We start from the raw sequence: 18227 nt of genomic DNA on the forward strand, positions 1-18227 counted from the left end.
CGGCCCCTCTGAAGCTTTCAGGGGGGCTAGCCTGCGGCCACCCTCGGGCGCCCGCTTGCCTCGACCGTGATCAGGGCCTCGACAAAAACGTCCTTTGCCTCGACTCGCGCGGTTTTGATGTCACGATCCACGATCACGCGAATGTCTTCTGCGCCGGCTTCTCGTACTGCGCCCTCTGCTTCGGACATCAAAACCTTTTCCAACAGGGCCAAGGCGTCCTCTGACGCGGCGAAGTCCTTCGGGCCATCCTCCAGATGCACACGATATCGCCCTTCCGCCGGGGATGTGACCGTGCCCGAGCGACGCAGGGTCAGCCGCCCCACGACAGCACCAATCGCATTGGCCACGCCCGCATGTTCCGGCAAGATCATTCGGCAGTGCAGCCGTTCACCCACCGCAGGGTAATAGCTGGGGGCCGACGCCCCAAGGCCAACCACATCCACATTCAAAGCAGCGCTCAGCGACAGCAACCCACGGTGTTGTGCCAACCCGCGCTGTGTCAGCACATGACACGCCAAGTCTTGCGAAGGCAGACCAAAACCAACCTGCTCTTCGTCAAAAGCAGCCTCTAACAAGGTCAAACTGGTCTGTTCCGTCAATTGATCCACGATCATCTGTGCCAACGCTTCGGGAGAGTTTGCCAACATATCCCCTGACCCGACCCGTTTGCGTGCCATCAGTTCCAATGCCTTGCGCGCCGCATCGACATCCCAGGCACGAACCCGCCCCAACACGTGGCTGGCATCAGATGGCGTAACCCCAGACACCTGGATGATTCCGCGATCGACCAGGCGCATCAGCGCCCCGTTCTCCATCCGCGACCGCAGCAAGGCGCTCAGGGGCAGAACGCGATCTCCCAGCCTCTCCAGCAGGCTTTCTTCCCGCGCACCGACTCCTTCGGCATGGATGCCGGGCACGCGGCGGGCAAAACGCGTATCATGCTCGCCCACAGTCGTGGCCCGCAATTGTTCATCCAGTACTGAATGCACAACGTCGGGCGCTTCTGACGCGATCAGCGAAACGGGCAACACGCGACGCGGGCCCAGGAACACACCGCCCCGCAACCCTTCGGCCACAACATGCACCTGGCTGTCACCGCCCAGACCGTGGGTTCGCATCGCCACGGCTTCGACCATGGTGCGAAACCCACCTACCTGCGCCCCGGCCGGATCGATCGCGGGCTTTCCGTCCCGGATAAGCGCCACATCAGTGGTCGTTCCCCCGATGTCCGAGACCAGCGCATTGTCCGCTCCGGTAAGCCATCGCGCCCCGACGATAGAAGCCGCAGGCCCGCTCAGAATAGTCTCGATCGGCCGTTCCCGGGCCTGTTCCGCGCTCATCAGGGCGCCATCGCCACGCACCACCATCATCGGCGCCGAAATTCCCAGCGCATGCAGTTGATCCTGTGCACGCCCGATCAATCGGTCGATCATCCCGATCAGCCGCGCATTCAGCACAGCCGTCACCGCGCGTTTCGGACCATTGAGCTTGGCGGACAAGTGATGCGAACAGGTCACCGGCGCCCCGGTCCTTTCCGAGATTATGCGCGCCGCTTCCAACTCATGCACCGGGTTGCGGGTGGCGAACTGAGCAGCAACCGCAAAGCCGGAAATTCCCTTATGCGAATCCAAAAAGGCCTCAAGCGCTGCGACATCCAAAGCGGCAGCTTGCCCACCGGAATGGGTATGCCCACCGGCAATCACCAGGGCCGGATCGCCCTTCAGCGCCTCTTTCAGCCCGTGTTTTTCAAGATCACTGTCCTTGAACCCGATATAGATCAACGCGACACGGCCACCCTGCCCCTCGACCAGAGCATTCGTGGCCAGCGTCGTCGACAATGACGCCATCGAGATCTGATCCGGTGTGACCTGCGCCTCTGCCAACACAGACGAGATCGCCTTGCCCACACCAATCGCCAGATCCGCGCGAGTGGTCAGCGACTTGGCCGAGGCGATGACCTCTTTCTCATCCCTGATCAACACCGCGTCGGTATAGGTCCCGCCCGTATCTACCCCCAAAGACAACGTCATCGGGTCCTCCTGTCTGTTCGCTGTGGATGGGTTTAGCGGTTATGCACGACACGTCCAGCCTGTTTGCGGCAATTATGACAGTTGTTCCACCGCCCAGCGCGCCGCCTCTGCCACGGTCTCATCCGGGTCCTCCAACAGACGCTGAGCCACTGTTTTCAGTTTTGGCTGTCCCGAGTTTCCAATGGCATACAGAACATTGCGCACGAACCGGTCCCGGCCGATACGTTTGATCGGCGAGCCCGAAAACTTTGCGCGAAAAGCGGCATCGTCCAGCGCCGCCAGTTCTTCCAAGCCGGGCGCTTTCAGATCGTCACGGGCGGCATAGCGCATATCGCTCGCTGCGACGGCAAACTTGTTCCATGGACAGGCCGCCAGACAATCGTCGCAGCCATAGATCCGATTGCCCAACTTACCGCGCAGCTCATGGTCCACCGGGCCCTTATGTTCAATGGTCAGATATGAAATGCACCGCCGTGCATCCAGTTGATACGGGGCCGGAAACGCATCGGTCGGGCAGCTGTCCAGACAGGCGCGGCACGACCCGCAATGATCGATCTCTGAATTGTCTGTCGGCAGGTCCAGAGTAGTGAAAACAGACCCTATAAAGGCCCAATTTCCCCATTCGCGGCTTACAAGATTGGTGTGCTTGCCCTGCCACCCCAATCCGGCGGCATATCCCAGCGCCTTCTCGGGAACTGGCGCGGTATCGACAAATACTTTCACCTCGCCTCCGGCTTCGGCAATCAGCCATCGCGCCAACCGCTTCAGCCGCTTCTTGACAAGATCATGATAGTCCTTGTTCTGCGCATAGACGGAAATTGCACCACGATCCGGGTGATTCAAGATCTCCGTCGGGTCATGTTCCGGCGTATAGCTTTCGGCCAACATGACCACCGATTGCGCCGCGGGCCAAAGGGCGGCAGGATCGCCACGCCAATGCGTGCGCTCGGCCATCCATCCCATTTGCCCGTGGTACCCGGCGTCCAGATAGGCCCGCAAGCGTTTCGGCACCTGTGGAACATCCCAAGGGCGGCACACGCGACAGGCAACAAACCCCTCTGCCTGGGCTTGTTGCACAAGCTTTTCCTTAAGATCCGATCCGCTCTTCATCTGGCCAAAAATATCCTCGGGGGGAATCGCGCCCATGGCGCGATGGGGGGCAGACAGCCCCCCTTGCGCACCCTATCAGAAATCCAGATCAGCGTAATGGGGCGGCGGTCGGAACCCTGGCACCTGATCCGCCAGTATTGACCGAAATGCCGGTCGAGACTTGATCTTGGCATACCAGTCCTTGACCACCTGGCTGCGGTTCCAGTCCACGTCCGAGATGTAATCCAGCGAAGACAGATGTGCCGCGGCCGCAAAATCCGCCAATGTCATCTGATCCCCCGCCAACCAACGGCGGTGATCCAGCAGCCACGCCATGTAATCCAGATGGTATTTGATCGCCTTGGCACCCTGTTTGACATTCTTGCTGTCCGGATACCCCTGTCCTGTCACCTTTTTGTTCACTCGCTCATACAACAGCTTCGATGTCACCTCGTGGTGAAATTTGTCGTCGAACCACCCGACAAGGCGTCTTACTTCGAATCTGGCTTCGGGGGTTTTCGGCATCAAAGGTGGCTCTGGGCGGGTTTCTTCGATGTATTCGCAGATAGCCGCGCTTTCCGACATGATCTGCCCGTCCAGACGCAATACGGGCACTTTTCCCGCCGGGTTGCGCCGCAGAAAATCAGGATCCTGTTCCCAGTATCGCTCTTCTACCAGCTCAACCTCGATCTTCTTCTCCGCCAGCGACAGACGGACCTTACGACAATACGGAGAGAGGGGAACGTGAAACAGACGCGCCATGAACTTCCATTCGAACCAGTGAATACCCGACAGATTTAGCCTTGGCAGATAGCGGGTTTCAATCCTCGAAACAATCTGAGCGACCATCTGCGCGGATGGTGGCCGCCCCATCGAGGATCGAAGCCGCCCGTCTGCGGGTGCGCGCAGTCGGATCCGTGACCGATCGGTTGCGCGGGGACGGCAGGATTGCCGCAATCCGCGCCGCTTGAACCGAAGTCAGCTTTGCCGCGCTGGTGTTGAAATAGCGTTGCGCCGCAGCTTCGACCCCGAATACGCCATTTCCGGTTTCGGCGACATTCAGATACACCTCAAGAATACGCTGTTTGCTCCAGAATATTTCAACCACCGGCGTGATCGAGGTTTCCAAAGCCTTGCGCACCCAGCTGCGACCCTGCCAGAGGAACACATTCTTCACCACCTGTTGCGTGATGGTCGAGGCACCACGATTGCCGCCATCCTCAAGCGCATCGCGGATGGCTTCGACGTCAAAGCCCCAATGCAGGCAGAAATTTGCGTCCTCGGCTGCAACAACTGATCTTGCCATGATCGGTGCCATGTCTTCGATCGGAACCCATTCGCGTTCAACCTTTCCCAGCCGGCGCCATTCCGACCAGATGGTGTGGGTGACAGGAGGGTTCACCACCGAATAAATCAGGACCAGAGCAACCACGAGGCCCAGAACCGCCATGACCGCTCGCGTTGCCCAGCGGCGAATCTGCCGCGCCACTGGTTCCTTCTTTCTGGATGCCTTGCGTTTTTTTCCGCCGGATTTGCGGGCTGCTTTCTTCGCCATGTCTCAGCTATACGACGCAAGGTTCCGGTTTGAAACGGCCTAAATCGCGAAAGCGCGCGCCTCGCGCGGATGAACGATCGGGCGCGCGGTTTTCAGCGACATCGGATCAAGCACGGTCAACTCGGGAAACAAGTGCAGCACTTCGCTTTGTGTTTCGCGATCCGAAGCCGACAACGCGTGCCCGGGATAATAGCTTTCGCTTTTCGCTCCGTTGGCGAAAACGATCTCATGCTGTTTGAACAACAGATGGAAATATTCAACCTCACCGCCCTCGACCCGTGTCACGGTGTCATCGTTGACCAAAGTATGCGCCGGAACCAGCGCTTCGGTATGGCCGAACAGATAGGACGCCTGCCAGTCTTCGATCAGCATCCGGTGCTGCGGTGAAACCAGCAAGGGGCGATCCAGACCGAACACCCCGGCATCGAAACGGATTGGAGCCAGTTTGCCTTCGGCTGCGACGGTTGTACACCCAACCCAGATCAAGGGTTGTGGTCCGTGATCCACCGTGATGACCAGATCACCAACCTTCAAATCCTCAACCGCGCGCTCACCTTCCGGTGTGGCGATCATGGTCCCGGCCGTAAAGCACGGCGGCCCAAGGTTACCGACATTCAGCGGGCCTGACGTGTTAACAAAAGTGGTCGACACCAGCGTTCCGGGCTGCAGCACCTGGCCGTCTGTGGGGGTGAAAGCCCGAGACCCATCGGCCAGGTAGAAAGTGGTTCCTGTATAGGTCACGTTCCCAACGCCTGACACGTTGATCGTTACAGTATCGCCTGGCCAGGAATTTGTAACGTCTTGCCCGTTGACCGTGTCACCACTGGGTGCGTCAATAAGATTGTCATCATTCGCATCAGTCAGGGTGAAATTGCTGACCGCGACGGCCGTCCCCGCTGGTGGCGGGCTTGCAGGATCAAAGGTGAAGAACTGATCGCGATATGTCGTTGGCATCCTGTTGCCCCTACTCTGTCACCATTAGAAACCGAAACAGGCCATGGCTAACACTACAAGGTGAAAAAAGCATGGCGAAATTCGGGAGAGCAGGCAAGAATTCCACTGAAACCTCACAATAATCAGGGCCCCGCGTGCTGTAAATGGCACGCGGGGCCAGTATTTTGATGGAATTTAGGCTTACTCGGCCGGAACTGCCGTGACTTCTTCGCTCAGCGGGTGGCTGAGTTTGTTGAGCATTTCTTTGGGACAAACCTGTAGGAAGTTGCCCTTTTCCACGTCCCAATGCTGGAGAATATCCGCGGCCTTGCGGCTGTAGGTCTCCTCGGCGTGACGCGTGATCAGGGCTTTCAATTGATCCACCCAATGGTCCACGGTGACCGGGCAGGTCACAAGCGTTTCCTTGTTCATCAACGCTTCGGCCTTGCCTTCGGGATCATACAGATATGCCATGCCACCGGTCATCCCGGCACCGAAATTGGCCCCGATGTCACCAAGTATCACGGCCACGCCGCCGGTCATGTACTCACACCCGTTCGAGCCACATCCTTCAACCACAACTTTGGCACCCGAGTTGCGCACGGCAAATCGTTCACCCGCGCGGCCAGCCGCGAACAGATGGCCGTCAGTTGCACCGTAGAGAACCGTGTTGCCGATGATCGTGTTGTCGTCCGCCTTCAGCGGGCTGACCTGCGGCGGGCGCACAACGATCGTGCCGCCAGACAGGCCCTTGCCAACATAGTCATTGGCATCCCCCGACACTTCCAGCTTCAGACCCGGAGCCGCGAATGCCCCCAAGGACTGACCGGCCGAACCCTGAAGTTTCACGTGCAGGTGGTCATCCTGGAACGTGTTCCGCATGCCAAAATTCTGCACAATGTGGCTGGAAATGCGGGTTCCGACGGTGCGGTGCGTGTTCTGGATGGCATATGACAACTGCATCTTCTCGCCATCCTTCAGGAACCGCGCCGCATCGCGCACGATCTCGGCATCCAGCGTGTCGGGCACGGCGTTCCGATCCTTGTCGCGATTGTACACGATGTTATGCGCACCATCGACGGTGATCAGCAGCGGGTTGAGATCCAGATCGTCCAAATGCGCCGAACCCCGGCTAACCTGCGCCAGCAGATCGGCCCGACCGATGATTTCATCCACGGAACGCGCGCCAAGGCTGGCCAGCAGCTCGCGCACTTCCTGCGCGTAGAAGGTGATCAGGTTCACCACCTTGTCGGCGTTGCCGGTGAACTTGGCGCGCAGGGATTCGTCCTGCGTACAGACACCAACCGGGCAGGTGTTCGACTGGCACTGACGAACCATGATACAGCCCATCGCGATCAGGGCGGCGGTGCCGATGCCGTATTCCTCGGCCCCCATCATCGCCGCCATGACGATGTCGCGCCCGGTACGCAGGCCGCCATCAGTGCGCAGAGTCACCCGGTCGCGCAGGTTGTTCATCGCCAGAACCTGATGCGCCTCGGTCAGACCCATCTCCCATGGCAGACCAGCATATTTGATCGAGGTCGCGGGTGAGGCACCCGTACCGCCATTGTGCCCCGAGATCAGGATGATATCGGCCTTCGCCTTGGCCACACCGGCAGCGATCGTGCCAACGCCGGAAGACGCCACCAGTTTCACCGTCACCTTGCAGCGCGGGTTGATCTGTTTCAGGTCATAGATCAGCTGAGCCAGATCCTCGATCGAGTAGATGTCATGATGCGGCGGCGGCGAGATCAGCGTAACGCCCTTGGTCGAGTGCCGCAGACGCGCGATCAGGTCAGTGACCTTCATGCCCGGCAGCTGACCGCCCTCGCCCGGTTTCGCCCCTTGGGCAACCTTGATTTCCAGCTCTTCGCACTGGTTCAGATATTCGGCGGTCACACCAAACCGGCCCGAGGCCACCTGCTTGATTTTGGCCGAGGGGTTGTCACCATTCGGCTCCGGCACGAAATGCGCCGGGTCTTCACCCCCTTCACCACTGTCGGATTTCGCACCGATCCGGTTCATCGCCACGTTCAGCGTCTTGTGCGCCTCAGGCGACAGCGCGCCCAGCGACATGCCCGGCGTGACAAAGCGCTTGCGGATCGAGGTGATCGATTCAACCTCTTCGATCGGCACCGGTTTACCCAATGGTTTGAAATCCATCAGGTCGCGCAGATGGATCGGCGGGTTCGATTGCATCTTGGCAGAATACTGTTTCCACAGCTCATAGGACGCCTTGTTGCACGCCATCTGCATCATATGCATCGAGGTCGCTTCCCACGCGTGGGTTTCACCCGATTTCCGTGCCTTGTAGAAACCACCGATCGGCAACACGTCCAGACCACTGTTCCAGCCCTTGGCGTGGATTTCTTCGGCCTTTGCCTGGATACCCTTGACGCCGATGCCGGAAATACGGCTGGTCATACCCGGGAAATACTCGGCCACCATCGCGCGGCTCAGGCCAACAGCCTCGAAATTCAGACCGCCGCGATAGGACGAGATCACCGAGATCCCCATCTTGGCCATGATCTTCAACAGGCCCTGGTCGATGGCTTCGCGATAGCGCGCGACATTTTCGGTCAGGGTACCGTCCAGCAGCCCACGATCGATACGATCGGCCAGCGAGTCTTCGGCCAGATAGGCGTTCACAACGGTCGCGCCACAGCCGATCAGAACCGCAAAGTAATGCGGATCGACACATTCAGCCGAGCGTACGTTCAAGGAACAGAACGTCCGCAGGCCCTGACGGGTCAGGTGTGAGTGCACTGCGCTGGTGGCAAGGATCATCGGCATTGCCACCCGATCTTCACCCGAGTTCATGTCGGTCAGCACCAGATGCCCGGCGCCAGACCGTACCGCCTCTTCAGCTTCGGCTCTGACACGTGCCAAAGCAGCGCTCAGCGCACCTTGACCGGGCTCAAAGCTGCAATCGATCTCGGCCAGCGGAGCGTTGAGGTGCCCAACCAGTTCATTCCATTGTGCGTTTCCGACAAAGGGGCTTTCCAGAACGATGATCTCGGTCTGGCTGCTGTCCTCATCCAGCACGTTCTTCAGGTTCCCGAACCGGGTTTTCAAGGACATGACGCGGTATTCGCGCAAACTGTCGATCGGCGGGTTGGTGACCTGACTGAAATTCTGCCGGAAGAAATGGCTGAGCGGGCGGTATTGCTTGGACAGAACCGCCGAGGGCGTATCGTCACCCATGGACGCCAGCGCCTCTTTGCCGTCTTCGGCCATGGGCGCAAGAATCTGCTCCAGCTCTTCGACCGAATAGCCTGCCGCGATCTGGCGTTTGCGCAGATCTTCGCCCGAGAATATCGGCTTTTCGGTCACACCTGCCAGCGCCTCGTCCAGATCGTTGATCTTGCCGACCCACTCGCCAAACGGCAATGCGCTCGCCAGCTTGTTCTTGATCTGGGTGTCGCGATACAGCTTGCCCTTTTTCATGTCGACAGCCAGCATCTGACCGGGGCCCAGCGCGCCTTTTTCGGTCACTGTGGACTCATCAATCGGCACCATACCGGCCTCGGATCCCGCAATGACCAGACCATCGCCAGTCACGACGTAACGCATCGGACGCAGGCCGTTGCGGTCCAGTCCAGCACAGACCCAGCGGCCATCCGTCATGGCCAGCGCGGCGGGGCCGTCCCACGGCTCCATCACCGAGTTGCAGTAGGAATACATGTCGCGCCACGCCTGCGGCAGTTCCACCGCCTGTTTCGACCAGCTTTCCGGAACCAGCATGGTTTTCGCCATGGGCGCCGAGCGGCCCGCGCGCACCAGAACTTCGAAAACCGAGTCCAATGCGGCCGAATCCGACGATCCTCCGGCGATGATCGGCTTGATATCCTCGGCATAATCCCCAAACGTCGAGGACGCCATGCGGATCTCGTGGCTTTTCATCCAGTTGATGTTGCCTTTCAGCGTGTTGATCTCGCCGTTATGGGCCAACATGCGGAACGGCTGCGCCAGCCACCATTGCGGGAAAGTGTTGGTGGAATAGCGCTGGTGGTAGATTGCGAAGGCGGATTCAAACCGTTCGTCCATCAGGTCGGGATAGAAGACGGCAACCTGCTCGGCCAACATCATGCCCTTGTAGATGATCGAACGGCACGACAGCGACGCCAGGTACAGCCCGGAAATACCCGCAGCCGAGGCGGCCTTTTCAATACGGCGACGAATGACATAGAGCTCGCGCTCGAAGGTCTCTTCGTCCACACCTTTGGAATTCGAGATCAGGATCTGCTCGATCTCGGGCCGGGTGGCGTTGGCTTTTTCACCCAGACAGGTGACATCGACCGGCACGTGACGCCAGCCATAGATGTAATAGCCCATGCGCAGAACTTCGCTTTCCACGATGGTCCGGCACTGTTCCTGTGCGCCAAAGTCGGTGCGCGGCAGGAAAACCTGACCAACAGCGATCAGTTCGTCCAATTTGGGCTCGTGGCCTGTGCGCCTGATCTGATCGTAGAAAAACGAGACCGGAATCTGCACGTGAATGCCCGCGCCATCACCGGTCTTGCCGTCAGCATCAACCGCGCCGCGGTGCCAGATCGCCTTGAGCGCGTCGATACCGGCGTCCACAACCTTGCGCGACGCTTTCCCATCCACGGACACAACAAGACCCACACCGCAGGAAGAATGCTCTTCTTCCTCGGAATAGAGACCATTTTCAGCCATCCATTTGCGCTTGGCTTCTTCGGCCCGCACCCAATCGGCATCATATTTGGTCATTGGCTGTCTCCTTCGTCAGAGGGGGCGTACATGGCTTCGACCTCGGCTTTGGTCATCTGCCGGCGTTCGCCTGCGAACGCGTAGCCCTGGGGCTTTTTGTCGATGTAAAGTTCAAGTTTCAGCGGGTTGCCTGCGGCGTTGTCAAACAGACCTGCCGCCATTTGCGTCTGGCCGTGCATCTCGCCCGGGAGCGTGATCCGATACCAAAGCGCCGAGCCGCAATCGGCGCAAAAGGCGCGCTCGGCCCAGTCAGAGGAAGTGAAAGTTTTGACCGGTCCAAGCGCGGCATAGCCTTCTTCGGCCTGAAACGTCACCAGCATGGAACTGGTCCAGCGCCGGCACTGGTCGCAATGGCAGGCCCCCAGCGCATCCCGCGCCGGAGTTGCCGTCACCGTAACTGCGCCACACATGCATTGGCCTTGCAATTCAGGCATTTCGAAGCCTCCTGATCGCCGGGATTATTCGGCCGCAACGGCAGATTTAGCATTGAAGCGTTCGATGATCGCATCAGCGCAGTCACGACCGTCCCGGATCGCCCAGACCACCAGCGAGGCACCGCGCACGATGTCACCGATTGCATAGACTCCGTCCATTTCGGTCTCGCCGGTTTGGAACGCCGCCTTGATCGTACCCCAGCGGGTGACTGGCAGATCAGGTTGTCCGAACAGCGTCGGCAGGTCTTCAGGTTCGAATCCAAGCGCCTTGATCACAAGATCGGCGTCTTCGACATAGTCCGCGCCTTCAATCACTTCGGGGGCCTGACGACCGGATGCGTCTGGCTGTCCCAAGCGCATCTTCTGAACGATAACACCTTTGACCGTGTCTTCACCCGTGAACCCTTTGGGTGCGCTGAGCCATTCGAAGATCACGCCTTCTTCTTCGGCATTCTGCGTTTCACGCTGTGACCCCGGCATGTTGGCCCGGTCCCGGCGATACAGACATTTGACAGAAGTCGCGCCCTGACGGATCGAAGTACGCACGCAATCCATCGCAGTGTCACCGCCGCCAATCACGACGACTTTTTTGCCGTCGGCGTTCAAGCGACCGTTGTCGAATTCTTCGACCTCGTCGCCAAAGCTTTTCCGGTTCGAGGCTGTCAGGAAGTCGATCGCCTTTTCGATCCCGGCCAGACCGCTGCCCGGCATTGCCAGGTCGCGCGACTTGTAGACACCGGTCGCAATGATAACGGCATCATGCTTGGCCCGGATTTCTTCGAACTTGGCCGCATCCACGTCGCAATTCAGAACAAACTCGACCCCACCATCAGCCAACAGGTCATTGCGGCGCTGAACAACGTCTTTTTCCAGTTTGAACCCCGGAATGCCATACATCAGCAGGCCACCGGCCCGGTCATAGCGGTCGTATACCGTGACCTGGATACCAGCCTGGCGCAGCATGTCCGCAGCGGCCAATCCACCAGGGCCTGCACCAATGATACCTACGCTTTCAGCGCGTTCGGCCGATGGAGCAACCGGCTGGACCCAGCCTTTTTCCCATGCGGTATCCGTTATGTATTTCTCGATCGAACCAATCGTGACCGTTCCATGGCCCGACTGTTCGATCACGCAGTTGCCCTCGCACAGGCGGTCCTGCGGACAGATGCGCCCGCAGATCTCAGGGAAAGTATTGGTGGCCTGACTTACCTGATAGGCTTCTTCCAGGCGTCCGGTCGCAGTCAGGCGCAACCAGTCGGGAATATTGTTGTGCAACGGGCAATGCGACTGGCAGTAAGGAACACCGCATTGGCTGCACCGACTCGCCTGCTCGGCTGCTTTTTCAGCGGCGAACTCGGAATAGATCTCGTCAAAGTCGTCCTTGCGGTCATTGGCGGCACGCTTTTCCGGCATGACGCGGTCGATCTGCACAAATTTCAGCATCGGTTGCTTGGCCACGGGTCAGACTCCATGAATTGGCTAGGTTCCGTTTCTTTACGGGATGCGCTTTTGGATGAAAAGTCAATTATACTGACCTAAATTGAAAAAATGCAGCGTGCCTTCAAGAAAAGTGGAAAATAATTGGAAATTTTAGATCCGATTCGGACCTATATGCGCGCTTTCCTTTTTTTCATCGCCCTTATACCCATAACCCACAAAGAACACGTGGCAGCAGCACGGCAGGGCAGATGAGTTTGTTTCACCTGATTCTCGTAGCAATCATTCAGGGAATCACTGAGTTTTTGCCCATATCCTCATCTGGTCACCTGATCCTGCTGCCCAACCTGTCGGGGTTGCAGGACCAGGGTCAAGCCATTGATGTCGCGGTGCATGTGGGAACCCTGGGCGCCGTGGTGCTGTATTTCCGGTCGGATGTAAAACAGGCCCTTTCCGGTGTGCCGCGCGCGTTGACCGGGCGGGGCGACACACCGCAGGCCCGGCTTGCTCTGGGCCTGATCGTTGCAACTGTTCCTACCGTGATCGCGGGCCTCATTCTGCATGTCACCGGGTTGAGCCAGGCCATGCGCTCGATCACGGTCATCGGATGGACAATGCTGGGTTTCGGTCTGCTGCTGTACTGGGTGGATCAGAAGGCTCCTGAAACCAAAGGGGCCGAAAACTGGGGAATACGCGACGCGCTCATCATGGGTCTGTGGCAGGTTCTTGCCCTGATCCCAGGCACGTCCCGTTCCGGGATAACCATAACCGGCGCGCGGCAATTGGGATATACCCGTGAAGACGGCGCGCGGATCGCGATGTTGATGTCGATCCCGACAATCCTGGCGTCGGGCACACTGCTGGCACTGGATGTGGTGCGCGACGCCGATATGCAACTGGCCCGGGATGGGGCCGTTGCAGCGCTGTTTGCCTTTCTTTCGGCCCTGCTGGCGCTCAGCCTGATGATGCGGCTTCTGCGCAGCATCAGTTTCACACCCTACGTCATCTACCGCGTCATTCTAGGCGTGATACTTTTGATCATGGCCTACAGCTGATCAGATACGCAGGTTTTTGGCCGAGTTCTGAATGTCGTCATACTGACCCGAGGGGCGGAATTTCCACAGGTATTCCGGCAACACCGATTCCAGCGTGGTCGGCACGATCCCAAGGTCTGCAAAAGACTTTGCGCCCTCGGCGACAACATTGTCGTAACGCAGGTTCTTAAGCTGATCGCGCGTCAGAATGTTGTTGGGGAACAGCTGGAAGCTGACAAATTTAACGATATCCAGCACACCCGCCATAATCCGCGCGGCAAAGAACGGCAGGCCGATGATGACGCGGCGACGGTGAATCACTTCAAGCATCTGCTGCATCAAGGCACGAAAGGTCTTAACCTCGGGGCCACCAAGCTCGTAAATACCCGGCTCTGCCTGCCCCAGAACGCCTTTGACGGCAGCTTGCGCCACATCGTCTACGTAAACCGGCTGGAATTTTGTGTCGGCCCCGACCAGAGGCAGGAACGGTCCCATGCGGGTCATTCCGGCGAAACGGTTGAAGAACTGGTCTTCGGTGCCAAAGATCACCGAAGGACGCAGAATCACGGCGTCTGGCATATGTTTCAACACGCTCGCTTCACCATGTGCTTTGGTCCGGGAATACGCGCTGGCTGAATTCGCATCCGCACCGATGGCCGAGATATGAACCATCCGCTTGATGCCCTGCTCGGCCGCCAAACGCGCGATGCGTTCAGCTCCTTCGGCCTGCACGGTATCAAACCCGTTCTTGCCAAGTTCGTTCAGCACACCCACGCAGTTCACAACCGCATCGGCGCTCTGCATCGCCAGCGCCACCGAGGCGTCATCCCGAATATTGCACAGCACCGGTTCGACCTGACCCACGGCACCATAGGGTTTGACGAACATGGCCTCGTTCGGACGACGTACAGCCACCCGGACACGCCACCCCTCTTTCGCCATGCGCCGCGCGATGTAGCGACCGACAAATCCCGATCCGCCAAAAATCGTCACCAGTTTCGACATGAGAGGGCTCCTGCTGAGAAATTGCGCCCTAGAACTAGCGCCCGCAGGCCAGTCAAACAAGGCGCTAATTCGCCGCGACGGTGTTGAAAACCATGCGCGAAAAACACCGGCCGGGAACCGAACTCAAAAAACTTTAAAAAATCTCACCGAATCTGGTTGACGCCCCCCGCGACTAGGCTTAAACGCCCCTCCACGACACCTGCCCAGGTGGCGGAATTGGTAGACGCGCTAGCTTCAGGTGCTAGTGTCCGTATGGACGTGGAGGTTCGAGTCCTCTCCTGGGCACCATCTCTTCCGAACATAGTTGGCCGTAAACGCTCAATTTCATTGAGTGTTTTACCGATTCTCGGTTATCGCCCGGAACGTGGTGGAACGCTCGATACCCGCAGAAAACACGACATGTGAGGGTTTGGTTGGGGCTTTACCTCAAAAACACGAGCTTGATGCCCCCAATGGCGCTTTCCGATCTTTAGATTCGAACGGCATGGCGAAGTCCAAAGCCATTCAAATTGGCTGATGCTGGCGGCTTGTTCGCATTGGCGAAACCAAGTGGCTCAGGACTATGGGAATGGAATTATCGTCATCTGGGGATTTGTCGAACGCATGGCAACGTCCTGCCGCACCAGCGGCCGGTTTACCGGTCAGGAGGCCTGGGCGAATGCCTGCAACGCGGGACAACGCCGAAGATTGTTTTCTCGGCAATTGCTTTTGCGCACGCGTTGAACGCTGCAACCCGGGATCTGACTGCTTTGTCCGGATCGAAAACCTGTGTGAATTGCTTGGCGTTCAAATCCGTTTGAGCGTGATGACCGATTGAGCAAACCTGGATTTGTCAGCTATGACGTCAACAACTTTGAAGTCCGGGGCCCAGTTCTCCTCGATATAGGAAACGGGCACGATCGCATCGCCGTAAGTCTTGTTGCCATCGGTACCTTCCATGAAGACCAGTTCGCCGCTGTCATAACGCGCGGCAAACTCGGGCACCCTGTCTGCGGACTCTGCGAGTAGCTTGTGCCAAGCGTTCGAACCTCTTCGTTTTCCAAGTTGGAAGTGACGAAGCAAACCTATTCTGTTTCCAAGTATTCTCGGGCCCAATATTTCGCGTCCGCGATTTTCAATGTATCTCAGGAACCGCCTCGGCTGGACCGTGATCACCAGTACAGCGCCGGGTTTGGTAACGCGCGCCAGCTCGTTACGCCAATGCAAATGAACATCCTCTGGCAGATGCGTGAAAACTGAATACGCCATTGCAGACGAAATCTTGCCGTCGGGCAGCGAAAACGCGCCCAATGGCGAAATTTGCATGAACTCGCCTGGCAGATCTCTTTTCCGGCACTCATCAATGATGTTGGCATTTACATCCGCCGCGAATACTGATCGACTTGGATAATCTTTAGAAAACAGGCGAATATACCGTCCCCAACCACATCCGAAATCCAAAAAGCAATCGTTCTTGCTCGGGTTTTCGCCGTGCGTTGAAAACATCTGTTTTGCGTGCACGTAAAAACCATACGCTTCTCTGATTGCACTGGAAAGCGCGCTTCCGACATATTCGACTTGAATATCATTTGGAGGAAAGTCGGGCAGAACGCTTGCAAGCTCGCCTCCTTTGTTTTCAGCTTTAGCCAGCCATAGCTGAAGCCAATCGGCATCGGTCAGTTCGTTGAAGCTTTCATGCAAGTCTCTCATACCGGCTGCCCCGCATCTGGAATGATGCCCTTTGAATACGATACGAAATGCGCGATTACAATTGATTGAGTTTCCGGCCTTCAATCGACGGGCCAGGTCTTGCCAAGGCTCTTGGCGCGAGCGGGTGCACGTTGAATGCCTGAGCCGAAAGATCAACCGCTTTGTGGTCAGCACGACGGTGCGGGACTTCAGTGGATAGAGTTCTGTGTTGGCCAAAAGTGGCGCCACAGCACCTCCGTCATGGGCTCGAAGCATTCATCTGACGGTTTTGGCAGGTTGATCCGGTTCGAAGAACGGTGAAACCGGACAAACCCACCTTTGCTGAGGCGTCAATGCCAGCCCATCATTTGCGCGCAGATTCAGCAGCTTGGTCGCCGCTGACGGGCTGAGAAGATAAGGAACGCATCACATCTGCCGTTATCTGTCGGGTTAATTGCTCAAGCAGAACGCGCATATTGCCGCCCATGAACCCGGCCGCGTTCGACGATCCTGTCAGCCTCCGGAAGCTTCCCGATCAATTTGTTTATGTCCTTAACGCTGCAATACTTCTGCATCGAAAAGCTCATCGATAACGGTTGGCGAAACCGAACGCCGAGAATCCGGCGGACTCCAAGGCCGCACCCGGCCCAACATCCAGTATGGGTCTGCTGTATCGGTACCCTTCCTTCAGGGTATCATTGTGGTTCTGAAAAAAACGGCCCTTGGGTTCAATCATCAGGTACGACTTCAGCATGTCTGCGTTGTCTTCAACGCGTATGGTGTCCGTCAACGAGCGGTGCCTGTGCACAAAGGCCCGGAACTGCTCATCCGTCACCATGCCGGCCGTGGTTGTCATTGGCAGCGCCCGGAGGATCTTCCACTTGTGGGGTGACAGTCGCGCAATGACTCGAGTCAAGTCCGCCTCGTGATTCTGAGAACTCACAACCGTATTGATCTTCAGCTTCAGGTCAGGGTTGTTTGAGCGTGCCGTTGCGACGCTGTCCCTCAAAGCCTCTGGATCCAACTGCCGAGAGCGACGATCTTCGCGGCCGATCGCCTTGTTCGTGCGCATGTCAGCTGCATCCAGGCTTACTCCAAGCCAATCGAGATGCGGCGCCAGGGCAGACATGGTTTCTGAATCAAGCCTGCTGCCGTTGGTAATGATCGAAACATCAAACCCGATCTGGGCGGCCAGCTCAACGGCACGGATCAAGTCAGCGCGACACAACAATGGCTCACCCCCTGCAAAATTGAGACGGACACGCCGCCAAGTCAAAGTGTCCTTCAAAGGGTTCTTCAAATTTGCAGGATCAAAAAAAGCCCAGAGCGATCTCAGCAAATTGGCTGTGTTTTCCGGCTGGCGGATCACGTCGCGCACTGAAGGCGGTCGTTCCCACTTGGTATAGCAATACACGCACCGGTAGTTGCAAGTTTCGTTGACGTGCCAATTGATGACCATTTGGTCGATGCTGTGTTTCAGGGAAGTTTCCACGTTAGGTTCTCCATGTTCATTACATGATTCGAACCTGCCATCGGCGCGCTTCAAAATATCTGACATGAAGCGTGCAAACCAATTTTCCGGAATTGCACTACTAAATAATAACATTTATTGCCAAATATTTACGCTGATTACGGGGGTTCTCTTGGCACTTGTACCTCCACCAGAAGCCATCTTTGTCGAACTGTCCCGGTCTTTCTTTGGCTCAGTAATGGGCAAGCGCGAAAAGACGCGCCTTCTTCGGCGAGAGCTTTCGATGAAGCAGATCGAAAAAGAGAGTCGTAGAAGTTGTAGGGAGCTCTTTGTTGCTCTTGAGTTTGATGAGAGCGCGGTCCGGGATGCCGAACAAAATATCTGGGAAGTGGTAATGTCCTTTTGGCGGATCGAGCAGGAGCTTTGGGCATTCGATGCGCCGATCCAACATATTGTCTGGGAGCTTTTGATTCACCTGTACGTGCCGGGCGCTGCCCGACGGGCCGCATTCTGGATGATCGACGACCGTTCGGATGACGGTTTGCCGGACGGGCGGTTTTGGTTTTTGCCGGAACCGGATCCCGCAGACCCATCAAGGCTTCGGCTTCCGGTTCAACAGGTTCTGGATTGGGCCTTCGATCTGATCGGTCTGTCAGTTGAGGGCTACGCTGTTCGTTTGGCGGAAGATCATATCGAAAATGAAATCTGCAACCCGGACAAAGACCCCAAAGCAAAAATCGCGCGGGGCCCTTTATCGCTGGCAACAAGGCATGGCTCTTCCTGACCAAGACAGTATCACACGCACATTTCCCGACAGGTTGACTAAGTCCGGGGATA

The 18227-nt window shown here is 57.6% G+C and carries 13 protein-coding genes and 1 tRNA gene; 3 read left to right on the forward strand and 11 right to left on the reverse strand.

Annotated elements, in window-relative coordinates; all coding sequences use genetic code 11:
* Positions 1-26: 26 nt before the first annotated feature.
* The 8 genes from GS611_RS10040 to GS611_RS10075 form a co-directional block, all read right to left on the reverse strand.
* Positions 27-2030, reverse strand: coding sequence for a hydantoinase/oxoprolinase family protein (locus GS611_RS10040; RefSeq protein ID WP_171635257.1), 2004 nt, complete (start codon positions 2028-2030; stop codon positions 27-29).
* Between the two features lie 72 nt (positions 2031-2102).
* Positions 2103-3140, reverse strand: a complete 1038-nt coding sequence (gene queG / locus GS611_RS10045; RefSeq protein ID WP_171635259.1) for a tRNA epoxyqueuosine(34) reductase QueG — start codon at positions 3138-3140, stop codon at positions 2103-2105.
* 75 nt (positions 3141-3215) lie between these two features.
* Positions 3216-3881, reverse strand: a complete 666-nt coding sequence (locus GS611_RS10050) for a glutathione S-transferase family protein (RefSeq protein ID WP_171635778.1) — start codon at positions 3879-3881, stop codon at positions 3216-3218.
* Between the two features lie 58 nt (positions 3882-3939).
* A complete protein-coding gene (mtgA, locus tag GS611_RS10055; protein ID WP_171635262.1) occupies positions 3940-4674 on the reverse strand; it encodes a monofunctional biosynthetic peptidoglycan transglycosylase in 735 nt (244 codons plus the stop codon).
* Positions 4675-4713: 39 nt separating this feature from the next.
* Entirely contained in the window at positions 4714-5628 is a 915-nt protein-coding gene (locus tag GS611_RS10060) for a Hint domain-containing protein (protein WP_171635264.1), read from the reverse strand.
* A gap of 180 nt (positions 5629-5808) precedes the next feature.
* A complete protein-coding gene (gene gltB / locus GS611_RS10065) occupies positions 5809-10341 on the reverse strand; it encodes a glutamate synthase large subunit (RefSeq protein ID WP_171635267.1) in 4533 nt (1510 codons plus the stop codon).
* Positions 10338-10775: a GFA family protein gene (locus GS611_RS10070; protein ID WP_152459664.1), complete on the reverse strand. Its 438-nt coding sequence runs from the start codon at positions 10773-10775 to the stop codon at positions 10338-10340. The genes gltB and GS611_RS10070 overlap by 4 nt, the downstream gene beginning before the upstream one ends.
* Before the next feature lie 24 nt (positions 10776-10799).
* Complete coding sequence (locus GS611_RS10075) at positions 10800-12233, reverse strand: FAD-dependent oxidoreductase (RefSeq protein WP_171635269.1); 1434 nt, start codon at positions 12231-12233, stop codon at positions 10800-10802.
* Positions 12234-12463: 230 nt separating this feature from the next.
* Here GS611_RS10075 and GS611_RS10080 point away from each other — a divergent pair, with 230 nt between their 5' ends.
* Complete coding sequence (locus tag GS611_RS10080) at positions 12464-13267, forward strand: undecaprenyl-diphosphate phosphatase (RefSeq protein WP_171635272.1); 804 nt, start codon at positions 12464-12466, stop codon at positions 13265-13267.
* Here the strand turns inward: GS611_RS10080 and GS611_RS10085 are convergent, their stop codons facing one another.
* The gene (locus tag GS611_RS10085; RefSeq protein ID WP_171635274.1) at positions 13268-14251 is read right to left on the reverse strand and encodes a complex I NDUFA9 subunit family protein; all 984 of its coding nucleotides are present in this window, start codon (positions 14249-14251) and stop codon (positions 13268-13270) included.
* Between the two features lie 201 nt (positions 14252-14452).
* Between GS611_RS10085 and GS611_RS10090 the strand changes: the two genes are divergently transcribed.
* A tRNA-Leu gene (locus GS611_RS10090) sits at positions 14453-14539 on the forward strand.
* 498 nt (positions 14540-15037) lie between these two features.
* On the opposite strand, the gene GS611_RS10095 is transcribed toward GS611_RS10090, so the two are convergent.
* Together GS611_RS10095 and GS611_RS10100 are read right to left on the reverse strand one after the other, a co-directional pair.
* Positions 15038-15940, reverse strand: a complete 903-nt coding sequence (locus GS611_RS10095; RefSeq protein ID WP_171635276.1) for a class I SAM-dependent methyltransferase — start codon at positions 15938-15940, stop codon at positions 15038-15040.
* A gap of 562 nt (positions 15941-16502) precedes the next feature.
* Positions 16503-17477, reverse strand: coding sequence for a viperin family antiviral radical SAM protein (locus GS611_RS10100; protein WP_171635278.1), 975 nt, complete (start codon positions 17475-17477; stop codon positions 16503-16505).
* On the opposite strand from GS611_RS10100, the gene GS611_RS10105 reads away from it, so the two are divergent.
* Positions 17476-18174, forward strand: a complete 699-nt coding sequence (locus tag GS611_RS10105) for a hypothetical protein (protein WP_171635280.1) — start codon at positions 17476-17478, stop codon at positions 18172-18174. The two genes, GS611_RS10100 and GS611_RS10105, sit on opposite strands and share 2 nt — an antisense overlap.
* Positions 18175-18227 lie beyond the last annotated feature (53 nt).

This window comes from Ruegeria sp. HKCCD6119, assembly GCF_013110585.1.
Classification (GTDB): domain Bacteria; phylum Pseudomonadota; class Alphaproteobacteria; order Rhodobacterales; family Rhodobacteraceae; genus Ruegeria.

Excerpts from the sequence above, each read along its gene's own strand:
- GS611_RS10040 (WP_171635257.1), bottom strand. The coding sequence starts at position 2,030 with ATGACGTTGTCTTTGGGGGTAGATACGGGCGGGACCTATACCGACGCG.
- queG (WP_171635259.1), bottom strand. The coding sequence starts at position 3,140 with ATGAAGAGCGGATCGGATCTTAAGGAAAAGCTTGTGCAACAAGCCCAG.
- GS611_RS10050 (WP_171635778.1), bottom strand. The coding sequence starts at position 3,881 with ATGGCGCGTCTGTTTCACGTTCCCCTCTCTCCGTATTGTCGTAAGGTC.
- mtgA (WP_171635262.1), bottom strand. The coding sequence starts at position 4,674 with ATGGCGAAGAAAGCAGCCCGCAAATCCGGCGGAAAAAAACGCAAGGCA.
- GS611_RS10060 (WP_171635264.1), bottom strand. The coding sequence starts at position 5,628 with ATGCCAACGACATATCGCGATCAGTTCTTCACCTTTGATCCTGCAAGC.
- gltB (WP_171635267.1), bottom strand. The coding sequence starts at position 10,341 with ATGACCAAATATGATGCCGATTGGGTGCGGGCCGAAGAAGCCAAGCGC.
- GS611_RS10070 (WP_152459664.1), bottom strand. The coding sequence starts at position 10,775 with ATGCCTGAATTGCAAGGCCAATGCATGTGTGGCGCAGTTACGGTGACG.
- GS611_RS10080 (WP_171635272.1), top strand. The coding sequence starts at position 12,464 with ATGAGTTTGTTTCACCTGATTCTCGTAGCAATCATTCAGGGAATCACT.
- GS611_RS10085 (WP_171635274.1), bottom strand. The coding sequence starts at position 14,251 with ATGTCGAAACTGGTGACGATTTTTGGCGGATCGGGATTTGTCGGTCGC.
- GS611_RS10095 (WP_171635276.1), bottom strand. The coding sequence starts at position 15,940 with ATGAGAGACTTGCATGAAAGCTTCAACGAACTGACCGATGCCGATTGG.
- GS611_RS10105 (WP_171635280.1), top strand. The coding sequence starts at position 17,476 with ATGAAGCGTGCAAACCAATTTTCCGGAATTGCACTACTAAATAATAAC.
- GS611_RS10100 (WP_171635278.1), bottom strand. The coding sequence starts at position 17,477 with ATGTCAGATATTTTGAAGCGCGCCGATGGCAGGTTCGAATCATGTAAT.